Origin of the sequence: Brevundimonas sp. (assembly GCF_023259385.1) — a bacterium.
Taxonomy (GTDB): Bacteria; Pseudomonadota; Alphaproteobacteria; order Caulobacterales; family Caulobacteraceae; genus Brevundimonas.
Genome location: NZ_JAHFPF010000039.1, coordinates 1 through 17,856, shown reverse-complemented (window position 1 = coordinate 17,856; position 17,856 = coordinate 1). Strand labels below are relative to the sequence as shown.

Sequence of the window (17,856 nt, the reverse complement as noted above, 5' to 3'; positions counted from 1 at the left end):
GGGGTCGTTCTGGTGCTGCACGGCGTTGACCGCCCAGTCCTCCAGCACCACCCGATCCTTCTGGAACACCATCATGTGGGTGGAGCCGCCGAACTCGAAATGGCCGATCTCCACGCCGCGGGTGACGCGACCTAGGGCCACGACGCCGCCAATCGCCTGACCTCGGCCAGTGCGGGTGCGGGCGCCTCAGCCTTCACCTTCGATCCGCTGAGCCGTCTGGCGACCTCGACCGTCGGCGGCGCCTCGACCCGGCGTCAGTATGTCGGCGAACAGCTGGCGGCCGAATACAATGTCGGCACGGGCGCCCTGACGCGCCGCTACATCCCCGGCCTCAGCCTGGACGACGTGGCGGCGGCCTATGACGGGTCGGGAACCTCGAACCGCAGCTGGCAACTGGCGGACGAACGGGGCTCCATCATCGCCCAGTCCGGCGCGACCGGCGCGGTCTCGAACATCAACACCTACGACGAGTACGGCGTCCCGGCCTCGGGCAACGTCGGCCGCTTCCAGTACACCGGCCAGCAATGGCTGCCGGAGGCGGGCGCCTATCACTACCGGGCGCGGACCTATCTGCCCGAAGTCGGGCGGTTCCTGCAGACGGATCCGATCGGGTATGCGGCGGGGGCGAACCTGTATGCCTATGTGGGCGGGGATCCGGTGAACTTCGTGGATCCCTCCGGGCTTCAACAGAGCGGCCACCAAGACTGCTGGTGGTCAGGCACGGGGCCAATGGGGTCCACTCCAGTAATGTGCCGAGCCCCGGTGTTTCCCTCGACAATGAGCATGGTGCTCGGCGATCGACCGGCATCAGCCAGCGGCGGTACCCGTGGCGACATTGGTGGCGGAGGAGCAGCCGCAAACAATCGCCCGCCTGCATTAAACTACCAATTGGGACACCTGAATTTTGAACTGTCATCGCGCCAGCGATGCGAAGCGCGCGCTTGGGGACAAATACTCAGCGACCGCGGAAGTGAGTATGCTCAAAGTGGCGCCGTCCTAGCTGCCACTGGCTTGCTGCTTCAACTACTTCCAGGAGGCGGCACGGCGGTGGGCGGAGCGCTGGTCACTGGAGGCGGCATTGCGTCGGGATATGGCGGCTCGCTCAGCTTGGCGGGCGCGTTCCTATCTTTCCTCGGCGGCGACGGAAAGGGAGCCCTTGCAGAAATGATCAGCGCCGCTAGTTCTCATCCCTCATTTGGAATTTGGGATGACAGCTTCCTTGACGATTATGTCAAAAGTGAACTGATTGGTCGGATCATCGATATGTTGCCAGACGTTTCATCATGCTGATTTTATCCGCAACGGCCCTCATCGCCGTATCAGTTGTTTTGACAATTGTCGGACTCTGGATGGCTCGAAATCGCCCGGAAACTACCGCAGCGAAAACGTCTTCCGAGCAGATGTCACATGGAGAGCTGGCATTGGCGTGGGGCATCTGCGCCGCCCCATTGGGATTTGTTTTTCTAGTTGGAGACAGACGAATGGGGAACAACTGGGTTCAGTTAGCTTCCCTGATCTTGATCGCTATCGGCCTTGGATGCGTGATCATACGCCGAGTAGTTTATGGCCGCTGGAACTAGTGGGCGCCACTTCAAATCCTGTCGATATCGGCAGAACTCCAACCTGCGATCTCGGCTTTGGAAGACCCTGCTCCATGGAGCTAAGCTCCAAGGCCATGGCCGGATAAACTAGAGAAACGCGACTGAAGCGGGCGGCGGGGATTTCTTCCCGCTGCCCCTTTTTCTTGCCCGACCGTCAGAGACGGCGTCGGACTCAACGACGGTCGTCGGCGGCTCGCCGGTGACCTATGACGGCAACGGCAACACTACCGGGATTTCAGGCGAAACCTTCGGCTACGACGCCGCCAATCGCCTGACCTCGGCCAGCGCGGGGGCAGGTTCTACGGCCTTCACCTTCGACCCGCTGAGCCGTCTGACGACCTCGACCGTCGGCGGCGCCACGACCCGGCGTCAGTATGTCGGCCAGCAACTGGTGGCCGAATACAATGTCGGCACGGGCGCCCTGACGCGCCGCTACATCCCCGGCCTCGGCCTGGACGATGTGGCGGCGGCCTATGACGGGTCGGGCACCTCGAACCGCAGCTGGCAACTGGCCGACGAGCGCGGCTCCGTCATCGCCCAGTCCGGCGCGACCGGCGCGGTCTCGAACATCAACACCTACGACGAGTACGGCGTCCCGGCCTCGGGCAACGTCGGCCGCTTCCAGTACACCGGCCAGCAATGGCTGCCGGAGGCGGGCGCCTATCACTACCGGGCGCGGACCTATCTGCCCGAAGTCGGGCGGTTCCTGCAGACGGATCCGATCGGGTATGCGGCGGGGGCGAACCTGTATGCCTATGTGGGCGGAGATCCGGTGAACCTGGTGGACCCTTCAGGCCTTCAAGAACGAGAAAAGATTAGCGAATCCGAATGTCGGCGTCGTGGGTTGGTGCCGACCGGGACATATGACCCAGAAACTGGATTAGAAGAATGCGGCCGGGATATCCTCGGCCCTGGCTTCAGCCTTAGCTTTGGCGGAGGAGGAGGCTTCTTCGACGGAAGTCCTTGGGACTATGCCGTATCCAGTTCCTTCGCCGGCCGTTCGACACCTGTGAGTTGCGCCGCTTCCAAGCAAGTTGACGATATAGGAAAGGTGAGCCAAGCTGGAGAATATCTTCAAAATTTCAAAATGATAGCCATTGAAATGAGCACCGGCCGTGACGCAAGCGCTTACGGACGCCTTGGGAGCCTCTTCGCGATTACGAGCAGTGTTTCAACTTGGTCCACTAGTGTTGCTAACGGCCAAACTGGCGATGTGACATTCGTGAACGTAGGCGCCCCTCTCGTCGGTTCCTTGCTGGGTGGGACGGTTGGGGGATTTGCGGGAGGCCCACTTGGTGGACTCGGCGGCAGTTTCTTGGGAGACAGATTGGGTGGTTATGCCGCTAATCGGTACGAAAAGCTGCGGGGACAGTACTGCAAATGAGCGTCCAGAAAATCTATCCAAAATCAATGATCGTCTTACTGAAGCAGTCGATATTATTGACGATCCTGATTTTTCTCCTGTATCGTGAACAATTCCCCGCAGTCTTGTTTTCCTATATGGATACTCCGCCCGGCCTCTACTTGTTCTATTTGATTTGGTTGGGCGTCGCGGTCATATTCCTGTTGCGGCTTCCAGAGACCTTTCGGGCCCTCTTCAGAATTCCGGCTGTAGAATTCGACGGTCAACACCTCCTGATCAGAGGATGGCGAGATCGCACGTTTAACGTGAGCGAAGGCCACCCATTGAGCTATGCGGTAAGCACTGACGGCAAGCGGGTCCAAGTGTTGTCGAATGGCGTTCGGTCTGACCGGGTGACCCTCGAACATGTTGATGGCCCCGCCACACTCCTAAGGCTGCTCGACGAGATCGCTAAGCGTTAGCGTGCGACCACGGCTTCAGGAGAGCTCCATGCAACCGAGCTCCAGGGCCATGGCCGGGTGAACTGGCCGAACGCGGAGCGTGGCAGAAGCGGGGCGGCGGGGATTTCTTCCCGCCGCCCCTTTTTCGAGGGAGCCCGCTCTCACGCACCAGCGCAGCTAGCCCTTGTCCGGTGCGGTTTTCGCCGGCCGGTCCGACTAAACCACCGCCGTGGCGATGACGCTGCCCAGCGGGGTCGGATTGGGGTCGTTCTGGTGCTGCACGGCGTTGACCGCCCAGTCCTCCAGCACCACCCGATCCTTCTGGAACACCATCATGTGGGTGGAGCCGCCGAACTCGAAATGGCCGATCTCCACGCCGCGGCTGACGATGACCGCCGGATCGCCGGGCCCGACCAGGAACTGCGGATCGATGACGCAGGTCGAGACCTCGACCATGCCGATGCAGATCAGGGCGACATAGCCGCAGGTCGGGTGTTCGAAGATGAAGATCGCCCGGGCCGCGACGTGGCCGAGATAGGGCTGCGACTCCGTCCCCTCCCAGGTGCCGACATCCTCGCCCTGGCCCGGCCGCTGGGCGAAATAGGTGCCCGGCTGCACCCACGAGCGGACCAGCCGGCCGTCCAGGGGACAGTTCCAGCGGTGATAGTGGGTCGCCGACAGGAAGCCCTGGTACAGCTGGCCGCCCTCGAACAGCGAGGCGATGGCGGTCTGTCCGGCGAACAGGTCGGTCAGCGAGTAGTTCACGTCCTTGATCCAGAACTCGGTCTCGAGCGCGACACCGTTGCTGTACTCCCAGGGCGTGGTCTCGCAGCCGATGTTGATCTGGGTGACCGGGTCGCCCTGGAAGGGCCGGGCGCCGGGAACGAACAGCCGGATGAAGAAGGAATTCCACGAGTCGAAGCCGTAGCCGGGCTGGGTCGCGTCGAACTGCATCTGGTTCCACACGCCCGCCGACCACGCGGCCTGCGAAATCCACGAGCCGGCCTTTTCCGGATCGTTGATATCCAGCTTGTCGAGCGAGGCCGGGCTCTTCAGGAAGGCGTTCCAGGCATCCAGCACCGTGCGGAACTGCTCGTTGAAGGTTGTGTCGTGGAACAGGGCCAACCCCGCCTCGGTGGCCATGCCGATGGCCATCATCCCGTTCATGGGCGTGCCGACCTGGGCCGTCGTGTTGAACGAGGGCGAGGTGGTGATGATCTCGTTCAGCATGTCGAAGAAGGTTTCGAAGTCCGGGATCCACACGACGTCTCCGTCCTGGTCCTGGATCTGCTCCCGGGTCGCGGGGTCCAGCGTCAGGACGAAGGCGTTGGCCTGCTCGATCATCGAGTTGACCCACATCCGGTAGACGCTGTTCGAACTGACCCAGTCCTTGAGATCCTGGACAGCGGAGACCATCGGCGTGAGCGTGCCCGCCGCCTTCTTCGCCGCGATATGGTCGCGCAGCGGCACGAGGAATTTCGCCGTCGCCCAGACCCGGTTGGGGACCCAGAACCCCATCTGGATCGGTCCCGCATTGTCGAGCGTCAGCAGGTTCGAACCCGAACCCTCAATCGGTCGCGTAGTCATGGATAGCCCCCCAGATCGCGCCGGATGGCGCCCTGAAGGGGAATACAACTTAATATAGTGAAAGTGCGCAACCCAATTTCAGGTTGATATCGCCCGAGTTCACCACTCTCGACATCTCGCGACCTCACCGGCATTGAACGCCATGCCCTTCCTCCAGGCGACCAGTCGCGCGGCCGACGCCCAGCAGATCGTGGATGCGGCCATCGCCCATGCCGGAAAGGACGGCCTGCACAGCCTGACGATGCGCGACCTGGCCCAGGCGGTCGGCAAGAGCACGACCGTCATCGTCAATCTGTTCGGGACCAAGGCCGGATTGATCCAGGCGGTCGGCGAAGAGGCCCTGCGCCGCGACGCGGCCTTCCATGCCGACTTCTTCCGCGCGGCGGAGGGCCTGAACCCGGGGCGCGACAGCCTGCTGGCGCTGGTCCAGCACTATCTTCACCGGCGCGCCGCGGACGACGCCGGCTTCGTGCGCATCTGGGAGGCCCTGACGCTGGATGCGGACGCCGGCGCCGAGCGCCGCGACCTGATGCGCCGCTGGCATGCGCTCAGGGTAGACGCGTGGCGCGCCCACCTCGCAACCGAAGATCGAACAGCTGATTTTTCCGAGCCTGTGGTCGCGACCCTGACCATCGAGCAGTTCTATGCCGGAGCGCTTGCGGGCCGCCCCGACTACCAGGTCATCGCGGCCGAGGGCCTGGGCGGGCTCGCGGACCGGATTCTGGGCCTTCCCGAAGGCCCGCCGACGGCCACCCTGTGGTATCGCCACCGGCTGATCCTGCCCAAGGCGCCGACGGACGGCATGGACCCGGACTCCATGCGCCTGAAGCTGCTGGACATCGCCGCGGACCAGATCCTCGCCGGCGGCCTCACGGCGATCACCAACCGGTCGGTCAGCGCGGTGGCCGGGACCTCGACCTCCACCCTCGCCTACCACTGGCCCGACATGCGCAGGTTCGTCCTGGACGCGGTCTGGCACGCCGTCTTCCGGGACATGCCGCGCTATCTCGCCGGCCAGAAGCCGGACGACGATCCCGCCCGCGTCGACCTGGATCGCTGGGCCTCCCGGATGATCCCGCTCGCCTCCATCCAACCGGACGCCGAAGGGTTCTATGTCCGCTACGCGCGCCTGATCGCCAGCATCTGCGTGGAGGCCCGTCGCGACGCCTCCCTGCGAGATCTCGCCATGCTGCTGCGCGGCCCGGAGGGCGGCGGCACCTACTATAACCAGGCGGGAATCTGGCCCGCCGAGTTCGACCTCACCCGGCTGGCCGCCACCCGCTTCGCGCTCTGGTACAAGGGCGCGGCCCTCATCGCCCTGACGACCGGAACCCCGGTCAGCGCGACGGACCTCCAGACCGCGGCGGGCCAACTGGTCGCGCGCAAGACGCGGTAAAACAGGCGTTTCCTCCAGGGCGTCACAAAGCCCCAGAACATCTGACAAAAACACTTCAGGCGGGCGTCACAAAAGCATAGCTCGCCCATCCTACTGCCGGATCGTTGTCGAACGTTTGTTTTTCTTCGTCGCGACGGTGGCTCCAGCTCCTCCCCATTGCGGGAGCCGCCTCGATCCTCGACCGGACCAGCAGACGTTCGACGACATCCCAAAACACTCGGCTCGCGAGGGTGGGGGTACTCCGCGCGTCGCCCGATGGATGGTCAAAAATGCAACGTCTCCTCTTCGGCGCGTCCAGCGCCATTCTGGCCCTGGCGGCGCTGCCCGCCATGGCCCAGACCGCTTCCGAGCCGCAAGCGACGCACGGCGCCTCTGCGCTCGATGATGTCGTGGTCACCGCCCAGCGCCGCGCACAGAACAGCCAGGACGTAGGCATCGCCCTGAGCGTCATCGGCGGCGAGGAGCTCGACGAGAAGGGCGTCAACGTCGTCAACGACATCGAGAATGTCGTGCCCAACCTCGAGGTCGACAGCCAGTTCGGCAGCGGCCAGCCCAGCTTCCGCATCCGCGGCATCGGCACCCGCGAATACTCCAGCAACAACTCCTCGACGGTCGGCGTCTATGTCGACGAGGTCGCCCACCCCTATACGATCACCACCCAGGGCGCGATGTTCGACATCGCCCGCATGGAGGTCCTGCGCGGGCCGCAGGGGACTCTGTACGGCCGCAACACCACCGGCGGCGCGGTGAACATCATCACCAACGCCCCGACGGCCGACCTCCGCTCCGGCTTCACCGCGGAATACGGCTCGTATGACCGCTACAAGGTCGAGGGCTTCGTCTCGGGCCGGATCGCGCCGGGCCTGCTGGGCCGCCTGGCCGCCGTCACCGAACAGGGCGGCGCCTGGCAGTACCACCGCGACACCGGCCAGCGCCTCGGTGATCGCGACAAGACCGCCATCCGCGGCCGCCTGACCTGGGACGCCGCCGAAAACGTCACCGTCGACCTGGCCGCGACCTGGGCCATGGACAAGTCGGACGGCCTGGGCTTCCGCCTGCGCGGACCCTACGCGGTCAACGACGGCAGCATCACCTATCCGACCGACACCGCCTGGCGGATCACGGGCTGGCAGCTGTCGCCGGAAATGGCCGCCGTTTCGGGCCGTGCGCTCGGCTCCAAGCCGGGCCGCGACAACGACGGTCTGGACCTGGCCGCCCGCGTCCAGGCCGACCTGGGCTGGGCGACCCTGAACTCGGTCACCGCCTACCAGACCTTCAACCGTTCGGAATACAACGACTGGGACGGCACCCGCTTCAACGAGTCCGACGTCTATTTCTACAACGACCTCGAAGTGCTGTCGCAGGAGCTGCGCCTGTCGAACGAGATCGGCCGCCTGAACTGGATGGTCGGCGCCCACTACGCCGATGAAAGCCTGGACGGCGGCTTCTACACCCAGTTCCGCGGCGCCAACCGCGAGCTGATCAACACGCCCTACGAACAGTCGGTGCAGGCGATGGGGATCTTCACCCACAACAGCTTCGCCCTGACCGACCGTCTGACCGTGATCGCCGGCCTGCGCTGGGAACAGGAAGACCGCAGCCTGACCACTTCGGGCACCCGTCGCCTGAACGTGCCGGTCGGCCCGAAGGTGACCTACGAGACCGACCTGTCGGAAGTGACCGGCCGCTTCGGTCTGGAGTACGACTTGGCCGACAACGCCATGCTCTACGCCAGCGTGGCGCGGGGCGTGAAGTCCGGCGGTTTCACCACCTACAACGGCACCTCGGCGACCCCGTTCAAGCCCGAGATCGTCATCGCCTACGAGACCGGGTTCAAGTCGGACCTGTTCGACAACACCCTGCGCCTGAACGGCTCGGTCTTCTTCTACGACTATGAAAACCAGCAGGTTCAGGGCCTGGAGTACGACCGTGAGGCGGGCCGCCTCGGCAAGATCACCAATGTGCCCAAGTCGGAAATCTACGGCGGCGAGATCGAGCTGACCTGGATGCCGCTCGAAGGCCTGACGATCAGCCAGAACTTCGGCTACAAGGAAGGCGAATACACCGAGTATTTCGCCATCGACGGCGCGGCGACCGACGCCGCCAACCCGACGAACGGGCCGTGGACCGTCATCATCTCGAACGACCGTTCGGGCGAACCGCTGCAGTTCCCGAAATACAACTACGGCGGTTCGGTCGCCTATGACTGGTCGCTGGCCGGCTTCGACTGGCGGGCCGAGACCAACTACATGCAGCGCGACGCCATCTACAACGCGGCGTCCAGCTCGGTCCTGCCCGGCTACTGGCTGTGGAACGCCAACGTCAGCATGGGCCCCTCGGACGCCAACTGGCGCGTGACCCTGTGGGGCCGCAACCTCTTCAACACCTACTACGAAGAGACCCGTAACGGCTTCAACGGCTCGGCCCGTCCGACCGCCTCGCCGAACCAGGGCCGCACGGTCGGCCTGCGCCTGTCGATGGACTTCTAAGCGAAGTCGCCCCTCCGGCGGGTCGGTCCCTCCGACCCGCCGGTCCTTCCTTTCGTCTTCCCGGACGCCGCCGATGTCTCTGCTGATCGCCCCGCCATCCCTGAACCGCCGCGCCCTGATCGGCGGCCTGGTCGCCGCGCCGGTGGTGCTTCAGTTCGGCCGCGCCCACGCCGGGGGCGCCTATCTGTTCCCGCTCGGCGTCGCCAGCGGCGATCCCTGGCCCGACGGCTTCGTGATCTGGACGCGCCTGGCCGCCGACCCGATCGCACCGGACGGCTTCGGCGGCCTGTCCGCCCCCATCGATCTGTTGTGGGAGGTCTCCGCCGACGAGCGCTTCACCCGGATCGCGGCGGGCGGCCGGATCACCGCGGACGCCTCCAGCGCCCACGCCGTCCATGTCGAGGTGCCGGGTCTGCGCCCGGGCCGGCCCTACTGGTACCGCTTCACCGCGGCCGGCCAGCAGAGCCCGGTCGGCATGGCCCGCACCGCCCCGGCGCCCGACGCCGCCGTCGACCGGATGCGCCTCGCCGTCGCCTCCTGCTCGAACTGGGAGGTCGGCTATTTCAGCGCCTATGGCCACATGGCCGACGAGGCGCCGGACCTGACCCTGTTCCTGGGCGACTACATCTACGAATACAGCCGCACCGGCGAGCGCGCGGCCTCGAACGTGCGCCACTACGGCTTCGAGGAAGCCACCACCTTGGCCGGTTACCGCAACCGGTACGCCCTGCATCGCACCGACGCGGACCTGCAGCGCCTGCACGCCGCGGCCGCCTGTCTGGTCACCTGGGACGACCACGAGGTGCTGAACAACTATTCCGGCGTCTGGCCCGACAAGGACGGCGGAACGGCAGATTTCCGGCAGCGCCGCGCCGCCGGCTACCAAGCCTTTTACGAGGCCATGCCGATCCGCCGCACGCGCGTCGACGCCCGGCTGCAGATGCCGATCTACAAGCGCGTCCGCTATGGCCGGCTGGCCGAATTCTACATGCTGGACGGGCGTCAGTATCGATCGCGCGGCGCCTGTACGGTCGAAGGCGGCGCCAAGGGCCAGATCGTCGCCGACAGCCAGTGCACCGACCGTCTGGATCCGTCGCGCACCTTCCTGGGCTTCGATCAGGAGACCTGGCTCTACGATGGCCTGGCTCGGACGGACGCCCGCTGGAACATCCTGGGTCAGAACCTCGTGATGGCCGGGCTGCGGTTCGAGAACCGGGGCGACGAGACCCGCTACTGGACCGACACCTGGGACGGCTTCCCCGCCGCGCGCGATCGCATGACCCGCGCCCTGCATACGCTCAAGCCGAACAATCCGGTCGTGCTGGCCGGCGATTACCACTCGTTCTGGACCAACGATGTCCTGCTCAACAGCCAGGATGAGTCCTCGCCGAAAGTGGCGACCGAGTTCGTCGGCACTTCCATCACCTCGGGCGGCCCGCCCCACGAGGGCCTGATGTCGGCCATGCCCGCCAATCCCCACATCAAATTCTTCGACGGCCGGGTGCGCGGCTACATCTCGATGGACGTCACGCCGGAGCTGATGACCACCCGCTATCAGCAGATCAGCGACGTCCGTGACCCGCGTGCGTCCCTGTCGACGCTCAACACCTGGGTGGTCGAGAACGGCCGCCCCGGCGCCCAGTCCGCCTGACCCAACAAGCTCCAGAACGCCCATGATGAACCTTCCCAACGCCCCCCTTCTGGTCGGCGCCGCCTTCGCTCTCGTCCTCGCCGGTTGCGCCGCCGCGCCGGCGCGGGACCCGATCTTCTGGACCGGCTTCCGTGATCATCCGCACGGCTACCTGGACGAGGGCTCCGCGCCCAACGCCGCGAACTTCCTGCCCCCGCCGCCCCGGCCCGGCTCCCTGCGCGAACAGGACGACATCGCCGTCTACCGCGCCACCCGCGCCCTCAAGGGCACGCCGCGCTGGGCCCAGGCCGCCGCCGACAACGAGATCGAGACGCCGTCGGCGCCCCGCATCTTCGACAAGGCGCTCGGCATCGCGTTCGTCCCGGAGCGGATGCCCACCCTGACGCTGTTGCTGGGGCGCATGCTGGGCGATCTGGAGACCATCCAGACCCCCGCCAAGCGTAACTATTTCCGGCCGCGCCCCTTCGTCGTCGAACCAGCCGAGACCTGTTTCCAGCCGGAACCGTGGCTCGGGACCAGCGGCTCCTATCCGTCGGGCCACGCCGCCCTCGGCTGGGCCTGGGCCCTGGTGCTGGCGGAGATGGCGCCGGACCGCGCCGACGCCCTGCTGTCGCGCGGCGTCGCCTACGGCGAAAGCCGGATGATCTGCGGCGTCCACTACGCCAGCGACGTCGAGGCCGGCCGCATAGTCGGCGCGGCGATCGTCGCGGCCCTGAAGGCCGACCCCGAGTTCCAGGCCGACTTCACCATCGCCGCTGAAGAACTGGCTGAGGCTCGCCGCACCGGTCGCTGAGCGCGCCATGACGCTCCGCGGACGGGACAGTTCGACAATGGGTTTGGCGACCCCGGCAGGACTCCAACCTGCGACCTCGGCTTTAGGAAAGCCTTGCTCTATGCAGCTGAGCTACGGGGCCATGGCCGGGTGAACTACCGGAGCGCAAAGCGTGACGGAAGCGGGGCGGCGGGGATTTCTTCCCGTCGCCCCTTTTTCTTGCCCGCCCCGGCACGAGCCGCCTCAAAATGATTGTGGTTAATCGCCCTTAAGATACAATATCTTGTATGGAACAAACCCCGAATCGGGCCGTGTCGGTGATTCGGTCCTGATTCGTTTCGCCCCTGTTCCGCTGCGGGACAGCGCGACGTTTACGCCGGTCCCGAAGACGAGACTTCCGCTTGAGGAACCGTGCGGGACACGCCACCTTTCACCTGAGATGAGTGACCGCGGCACAGGCAAGGCCCCCTCGCGCGTGACGGCGATCCTGGGGCCCACGAACACCGGCAAGACCCACCTGGCGGTCGAGCGGATGCTGGGTCACGCCTCAGGCATGATCGGCCTGCCGCTGCGTCTGCTGGCGCGCGAGATCTATGACCGGATCGTCGCCCGGCGCGGGGCCGCCGCCGTGGCCCTGATCACGGGGGAAGAGAAGATCATCCCCGCCCGGCCGCACTATTTCGTCTGTACCGTCGAGGCCATGCCGCTGGAGCGGACGGTCGAGTTCCTGGCCGTCGACGAGATCCAGTTGGTCGCTGATCCGGAGCGCGGCCACGTCTTCACCCAGCGGCTGCTGCACGCCCGGGGCCGCGAGGAGACCATATTCCTGGGAGCCGGGACCATGGCGCCGCTGATGCGGGCGCTCGTCCCCGACGTGGAGATCGTGGCCCGCGACCGGCTGTCGACCCTCAGCTACGCCGGCTCCAAGAAGCTGACCCGCCTGCCCCGACGCAGCGCCATCGTCGCCTTCTCGACCGACCAGGTGTACGCCATCGCCGAGCTGATCCGGCGTCAGCGCGGCGGGGCGGCGGTGGTGATGGGCAGCCTGTCGCCCCGCACCCGCAACGCCCAGGTCGAACTGTTCCAGTCGGGCGAGGTCGACTTCCTGGTCGCCACGGACGCCATCGGGATGGGGCTGAACATGGACGTCGACCATGTCGCCTTCGCCGGCCTGAGGAAGTTCGACGGCCGCCGCACCCGCTGGCTGCACGCCAATGAGATCGGCCAGATCGCAGGCCGCGCCGGCCGCCACCTGCGAGACGGCGCCTTCGGCGTCACGGGCGAGGCGCTGGAGCTGGACCCCGACCTGGTCGAACAGGTGGTCGAGCATCGCTTCGATCCGGTCCAGGGCGCCGAGTGGCGCAACGCCCGGCTGGACTTCGACACCCTGAACGACCTGCTGCGCTCGCTGACGGTGACGCCCAACACCTTCGGCCTGAACCTGACCGCCCCGGCGCTGGACGAGACCCTGCTGCGCCGGCTGATCAAGGACGAGGAGGTGGCCCGCATCGGCCGCTCGCGCGGGGCCATCATGCGCCTGTGGGAGGCGTGCCAGCTGCCGGACTTCCAGAAGACCACGCTGGATGAGCATGGGCGGCTGGCCAAGGACATCTTCCAGGCCCTGACCGGCAAGCGGGGGCGCCTGACCGAGGACTGGATCGCGCCGCGCTTCGCCGAACTGGACCGCGACGACGGCCAGATCGATCAGTTGTCGGCCCGACTCTCGGGCGTGCGCACGCTCAGCTACATCGCCAACCGCCCCGACTGGCTGGACCAGGCCCAGGGCTGGCGCGACCGGACCAAGGCGCTGGAGGAGCGGCTCAGCGACGTCCTGCACGAACGGTTGACCGCCCGCTTCGTGGACCGGCGCACCACCGCCCTGATGCAGGCGCTGAATGTGCGCGGCGATGCGGTGGCCGAGGTCGAGGACACCGGCGAGGTCATCGTCGAAGGTCATTCGGTCGGCCGCCTATCGGGCGTCGACTTCCAGATCGACAAGGGCTCCTCGGCGCTGGAAGACCGCGCCCTGCGCCACGCGGCCCGACAGGCGGTGACGCCCGAGATCGCCCGGCGCCTGGGAAAGCTGGCGGCCGAACCGGACGAAGCCTTCTCGGTCACCCCCGACGGGGCGGTCCTGTGGCGCGGGGTGCAGGCGGGCGTGATCACCGGCGGCGAACCGTTCACGCCGAAGGTCCGATTGCTGGGCGACCTCGGCGCCGTCGCCGCGCGCGAACGGGCGGCCAAGCGGCTGGAGGCCTGGCTGGCGGGCGAGGCCGGGCGCGCGCTACGTCCCCTGCGCCGGCTGAAGACGGCCATCGAGAACGGCACGTTGAAGGGCCTGCCGCGCGGGGTCGCCTACCGGCTGGTCGAGGCCGGCGGGATCATCGACCGGCGCGAGGTCGAACGCGATCTGGCCGCCCTCAGCCAGGCCGAGCGCCGCACCCTCAAGGAATTCGGCATCCGGGTGGGAGCCCATTCCGTCTGGCAACCCGCCCTGCTCAAAGACCGCGCCCGGATCACGGCCCAGGCCTTCGTGGCCCGCGAGCCGTTCCGCCCGAAGCCGGCGGGGCTCAGCGTCCTGCCCGACCCGCCGCCGTCTCCCCGCCTGCTGTCCGCCTTCGGCCTGCGCGCCGTCGGTCGCTTCGCCGCGCCGGTGGAGCTGCTGGAGGCCCTGCCTGAAAGACGGGCGGGCGGTGAACTCCGGCTGTCCGACAAGACCCTGCGTGATCTCGGCGTCACGGCCGACGAAGCCCGGGCGCTGCTGGCCGCGCTCAGGACCACCCGCGCCCGGCAACCCGACCGTCTGGACAAGGCCGTCAAGCCGATCAAGGATTCGCCCTTCGCCGCCCTGTCGGTCCTGACCGCGCCGCCCCCGGCGCCGGCGACCGCAAAGCCCGCCCGCCCACGCCGCCGCCGCCGCCGGACGAAAGAGGCCCGATGACGCCCTTTCATCATGTGCTCGCCAACAACGCCCTGGCCAGCATCACCAACTACACGGTGTGGTTCGCGCTCACCTTCTGGGTCTACATCAAGACGCAATCCGTCTTCGCCACCGGCATGATCGCCGGCCTGTATCTGGTGCTGACCGCCGCCTTCGCCCTGTGGTTCGGCAGCCTGGTCGACCATCATCGCAAGAAGCGGGTCATGCTGGGCTCCAGCATCGCCTCGCTGGTTTTCTACGCCGTCGCCTTCATGGCCTACGCCCTGGCGCCGGAGCAGGCGCTGGCCGACGTCGGGGGCGCGCCCCTGTGGCTGCTGATCGGCCTGATCATGCTGGGCGTCATCGCCGGCAATATTCGCGGCATCGCCCTGCCGACCTTGGTCACCGTCCTGATCCCCGAGGATCGCCGCGACAAGGCCAACGGACTGGTCGGCATGGTCAGCGGCGTCGGCATCCTGACCACCTCGGTGATCAGCGGCTTCCTTGTCGCCTGGGGCGGGCTGACAGCCACCCTGGCCTTCGGCCTGATCGGGACGGCCGTCGCCTTCGCCCACCTGCTGACGGTCCGGCTGGACGAGCCCGCGCCGACCGTGGAACCCGGAGGCGAACCCCGGTTGAGGAAGGTCGATCTGCGCGGGACGCTGCGGATCATCGGCGCGGTGCCGGGCCTGTTCGCCCTGATTCTGTTCGCGACCTTCAACAACTTCCTGGGCGGGGTCTTCATGGCCCTGATGGACGCCTACGGCCTGTCGCTGATGAAGGTGCAACACTGGGGCCTGCTGTGGGGCGCGGTCTCGGTCGCCTTCATCCTCAGCGGGATCGTCATCTCGCGAACCGGCCTGGGTCAGAACCCGTTGCGGACCCTGATGCTGGTCAACCTGATCGCCTGGTGCACGGCGGCGGTCTTCACCCTGCAGCCGTGGATTCTGCTGCTGGCGGTCGGCTGTTTCATCTGGATGTTCGTGGGGCCCTTCGCCGAGGCGGCCGAACAGACCACCCTGCAGAAGGTCGTGCCCTATGAGCGTCAGGGCCGGGTGTTCGGCTTCGCCCAGTCCGTGGAGATGTCCGCCGCGCCCCTGACCGCCTTCCTGATCGGACCGCTGACCCAGTTCGTGGTCATCCCCTTCATGACCGACGGCGCCGGCGCGGACGCCATCGGCGACTGGTTCGGCCGGGGGCCGGACAGGGGCATCGCCCTGGTCTTCACCATCGCGGGCGTGGCCGGCGTCCTGATGACCGTCCTGGCCTTCAACTCGACCTACTACCGGCGGCTTTCCGCGGCCTACGCCCGCACCCCGGATCCGGAATCCGACGCGGCCGAATGAGCGAACCGGGCTGCCGCATCGATGTCTGGCTATGGCGTGCGCGGTTCGCGAAGACGCGGACGCAGGCCGCGGCGCTGGTGGACAAGGGCGCGATCCGGCTGACCCATCAGGGCCGCCAGGTGCGCCTCGACAAGCCCGGCCGCACCGTCCACGTCGGCGACCGGCTGGTCTTCGCCCTCGGCGGGCGGCTGATCGATCTGGAGGTGACCGGTCTGGGCGAGCGGCGCGGGCCCGCCGAGGAAGCCCGCGCCCTGTATGCGCCTATCGCTGAAGGGTGAACTCGCCCTCGATGTGCAGCTTCACCTCGTCGCCCAGGCCCATCTGGGTTCCGTAGGTGATGCCGAACTCCGAGCGCTTGATGGTCGCCTCGCCGTCGAAACCGGCCCGGTAGGCGTTGCCCATCGACGGGCCGGCCTGGTTGAACTCGACCTCCATCGTCACCGGACGGGTCACGCCGCGCAGGGTCAGGTCGCCGACCACGGTCGCCTCGTTGGCGTCGTCGGCGTCGACCGTCACCGAGCGCGAGACGAAGGTCGCGGTCGGATGGTTGGCGGTGTCGAAGAAGTCCGCCGTCTGCAGGTGGCCGTTCAGGCCCGCATTGCCCGAGGCCACGTCCGTCAGCGGGATGGTCGCGGTCAGGGTCGAGGCTGACGGATTGGCGGGGTCCAGCTTCAGCTCGGCCTGCACGTTCACGAACTGGCCGGTGTAGGTCGAGAAGCCCAGGTGGCTGACCGACCAGGTGATCTTGCCGTGGTCGGAATCCAGCTTGTAGGCGCCCGCGCTGACTTCGGCGGGAACGCGGGTCAGGGCGGACTGGGCGACAACGCCCCCCGCGGTCAGAAGGGCGACGGCGGCGACGCTGGAGGCGATGTAGCGGAACGGTGAGCGCATGGAGGGAGACCTGTGAGAAACTGCAATCGAATTAGATACAAATAGCCCGATAGCCCAGCTACGCAACCCCGAGAGGTCTGCTGCTGTTGACACCTGCGGCCCGCGGGGTCATCTGCGCCTCCCGCGCCCAACTGAACGCCCCGCCTCACCCCATGACCTACATCGTCACCGACGCCTGCGTGCGCTGCAAGTTCATGGACTGCGTCGAGGTGTGTCCGGTCGACTGCTTCTATGAAGGCGAGAATTTCCTCGTCATCGCCCCGGACGAATGCATCGACTGCGGCGTCTGCGAGCCGGAATGCCCGGTCGACGCCATCGTCCCGGACACCGAGGACGAACCGGACGGCAAATGGCTTCAGGTCAACGCGGAGTATGCCAAGGTCTGGCCGAACATCACGGTCAAGGGCGAGCCGCCGGCGGACAAGGAACAGTTCGAGCGCGAGACCGGCAAGTTCGAGAAGTATTTCTCGCCCAACCCCGGCAAGGGCAGCTGAGACTAGTCCCGCGCGCTGCCCTGATCCGGAGAGGATTTCCAGCCTTCTCCACACTGACGCTGTGGACGTTTTGAAATTCCGCAGATTTGTGATAGGTTCCTGTCATTGGGTCGGGCGGTATGCGATTTCTTCGCGCCGCCCGCGTTTGCGACAGAATCCCGTCCACGAAGACGGGATCGGCCAGAGGTTGGGTGATCCGTTTCCGCATTTGACGACTAGAAAGACATCACCGACGGGCGTGTTTCCGGCGGCTGTTTATCTATTGTCCTTGCGCCTTCGCCTCTCCCTCCCGCTGAAGCCGGGAAAGGAATGACATGACGAGCAAAACCGGTCTGGAATTCAAGGTAGGCGATGCGGTGGTCTATCCGGCGCACGGCGTCGGCAAGGTCGCGGCCGTCGAGACCCAGGAAATCGCTGGCATGTCGCTGGAGGTCTATGTCGTGACCTTCGACCACGAGAAGATGACCCTGCGCGTTCCGACCAAGAAGGCCAAGACCGCCGGCCTGCGCTCGCTGGCCGCCGATGACGTGGTCACCAAGGCGCTGACGACCCTCAAGGGCCGCGCCCGCGTGAAGCGCACCATGTGGTCGCGTCGCGCCCAGGAATACGAAGCCAAGATCAACTCGGGCGACCTGATCTCGATCGCTGAAGTGGTTCGCGACCTGCACCGCGCCGACAGCCAGCCGGAACAGTCCTATTCGGAGCGTCAGCTCTATGAATCGGCCCTGGACCGCATGGCCCGTGAAGTCGCCGCCGCCAACAAGATCGACAAGGACGCCGCCGTCGAACTGCTGGCCAAGTCGCTCAGCGCCAAGAAGCCGATCCCGACCGCCGAAGCCGCTTAAGCTTCGGCCCCAAACAAACGAAAAGGCCCCGGAGCGCTCCGGGGCCTTTTTTCATAGGGAT

The 17,856-nt window shown here is 66.4% G+C and carries 15 protein-coding genes and 1 tRNA gene; 12 read left to right on the top strand and 4 right to left on the bottom strand.

Annotated elements, in window-relative coordinates:
• The coding region (locus Q0C81_RS18280) for a phosphatidylserine decarboxylase (protein ID WP_367117976.1) at nucleotides 1-141 on the bottom strand (141 nt) is incomplete at its 3' end.
• Between the two features lie 204 nt (nucleotides 142-345).
• On the opposite strand from Q0C81_RS18280, the gene Q0C81_RS04705 reads away from it, so the two are divergent.
• The 3 genes from Q0C81_RS04705 to Q0C81_RS04695 all read left to right on the top strand — a co-directional run bounded on the left by Q0C81_RS04705 (nucleotide 346) and on the right by Q0C81_RS04695 (nucleotide 3,425).
• Nucleotides 346-1,290, top strand: a complete 945-nt coding sequence (locus tag Q0C81_RS04705; protein WP_291834263.1) for an RHS repeat-associated core domain-containing protein — start codon at nucleotides 346-348, stop codon at nucleotides 1,288-1,290.
• Nucleotides 1,291-1,800: 510 nt separating this feature from the next.
• Entirely contained in the window at nucleotides 1,801-2,985 is a 1,185-nt protein-coding gene (locus tag Q0C81_RS04700; RefSeq protein WP_291834261.1) for an RHS repeat-associated core domain-containing protein, read from the top strand.
• Nucleotides 2,982-3,425: a hypothetical protein gene (locus tag Q0C81_RS04695; RefSeq protein WP_291834259.1), complete on the top strand. Its 444-nt coding sequence runs from the start codon at nucleotides 2,982-2,984 to the stop codon at nucleotides 3,423-3,425. The genes Q0C81_RS04700 and Q0C81_RS04695 overlap by 4 nt, the downstream gene beginning before the upstream one ends.
• 195 nt (nucleotides 3,426-3,620) lie before the next feature.
• Here Q0C81_RS04695 and Q0C81_RS04690 read toward each other — a convergent pair whose 3' ends face one another.
• The gene (locus Q0C81_RS04690) at nucleotides 3,621-4,991 is read right to left on the bottom strand and encodes a phosphatidylserine decarboxylase family protein (protein WP_291834256.1); all 1,371 of its coding nucleotides are present in this window, start codon (nucleotides 4,989-4,991) and stop codon (nucleotides 3,621-3,623) included.
• A 142-nt stretch (nucleotides 4,992-5,133) separates the two neighbouring features.
• Between Q0C81_RS04690 and Q0C81_RS04685 the strand changes: the two genes are divergently transcribed.
• The 4 genes from Q0C81_RS04685 to Q0C81_RS04670 all read left to right on the top strand — a co-directional run bounded on the left by Q0C81_RS04685 (nucleotide 5,134) and on the right by Q0C81_RS04670 (nucleotide 11,320).
• Nucleotides 5,134-6,387, top strand: a complete 1,254-nt coding sequence (locus tag Q0C81_RS04685; protein WP_291834254.1) for a TetR/AcrR family transcriptional regulator — start codon at nucleotides 5,134-5,136, stop codon at nucleotides 6,385-6,387.
• 269 nt (nucleotides 6,388-6,656) lie between these two features.
• Nucleotides 6,657-8,876 (top strand): TonB-dependent receptor, encoded by a 2,220-nt coding sequence (locus Q0C81_RS04680; RefSeq protein ID WP_291834252.1) that lies wholly within the window; start codon nucleotides 6,657-6,659, stop codon nucleotides 8,874-8,876.
• A 73-nt stretch (nucleotides 8,877-8,949) separates the two neighbouring features.
• Nucleotides 8,950-10,527, top strand: coding sequence for an alkaline phosphatase D family protein (locus Q0C81_RS04675; protein WP_291834249.1), 1,578 nt, complete (start codon nucleotides 8,950-8,952; stop codon nucleotides 10,525-10,527).
• Nucleotides 10,528-10,549: 22 nt separating this feature from the next.
• Nucleotides 10,550-11,320: a phosphatase PAP2 family protein gene (locus Q0C81_RS04670; RefSeq protein WP_291834246.1), complete on the top strand. Its 771-nt coding sequence runs from the start codon at nucleotides 10,550-10,552 to the stop codon at nucleotides 11,318-11,320.
• A gap of 44 nt (nucleotides 11,321-11,364) precedes the next feature.
• Here Q0C81_RS04670 and Q0C81_RS04665 read toward each other — a convergent pair.
• Nucleotides 11,365-11,441 (bottom strand) — tRNA-Arg (locus tag Q0C81_RS04665).
• A 297-nt stretch (nucleotides 11,442-11,738) separates the two neighbouring features.
• On the opposite strand from Q0C81_RS04665, the gene Q0C81_RS04660 reads away from it, so the two are divergent.
• From Q0C81_RS04660 to Q0C81_RS04650, 3 genes are read left to right on the top strand one after another with little or no spacing between them, the layout of a single operon-like run.
• Nucleotides 11,739-14,240, top strand: coding sequence for a helicase-related protein (locus Q0C81_RS04660; RefSeq protein WP_291834243.1), 2,502 nt, complete (start codon nucleotides 11,739-11,741; stop codon nucleotides 14,238-14,240).
• Complete coding sequence (locus tag Q0C81_RS04655; protein ID WP_291834240.1) at nucleotides 14,237-15,565, top strand: MFS transporter; 1,329 nt, start codon at nucleotides 14,237-14,239, stop codon at nucleotides 15,563-15,565. The genes Q0C81_RS04660 and Q0C81_RS04655 overlap by 4 nt, the downstream gene beginning before the upstream one ends.
• Entirely contained in the window at nucleotides 15,562-15,843 is a 282-nt protein-coding gene (locus tag Q0C81_RS04650; RefSeq protein ID WP_291834237.1) for an RNA-binding S4 domain-containing protein, read from the top strand. The genes Q0C81_RS04655 and Q0C81_RS04650 overlap by 4 nt, the downstream gene beginning before the upstream one ends.
• Here Q0C81_RS04650 and Q0C81_RS04645 read toward each other — a convergent pair.
• Entirely contained in the window at nucleotides 15,827-16,456 is a 630-nt protein-coding gene (locus Q0C81_RS04645) for a YceI family protein (protein WP_291834235.1), read from the bottom strand. The genes Q0C81_RS04650 and Q0C81_RS04645 overlap by 17 nt on opposite strands.
• Before the next feature lie 152 nt (nucleotides 16,457-16,608).
• Here Q0C81_RS04645 and fdxA point away from each other — a divergent pair, with 152 nt between their 5' ends.
• Both fdxA and Q0C81_RS04635 read left to right on the top strand, forming a co-directional pair.
• Entirely contained in the window at nucleotides 16,609-16,950 is a 342-nt protein-coding gene (gene fdxA, locus Q0C81_RS04640) for a ferredoxin FdxA (RefSeq protein WP_291834231.1), read from the top strand.
• Nucleotides 16,951-17,264: 314 nt separating this feature from the next.
• The gene (locus Q0C81_RS04635; RefSeq protein ID WP_291834228.1) at nucleotides 17,265-17,795 is read left to right on the top strand and encodes a CarD family transcriptional regulator; all 531 of its coding nucleotides are present in this window, start codon (nucleotides 17,265-17,267) and stop codon (nucleotides 17,793-17,795) included.
• The last annotated feature ends 61 nt before the right edge of the window (nucleotides 17,796-17,856 follow it).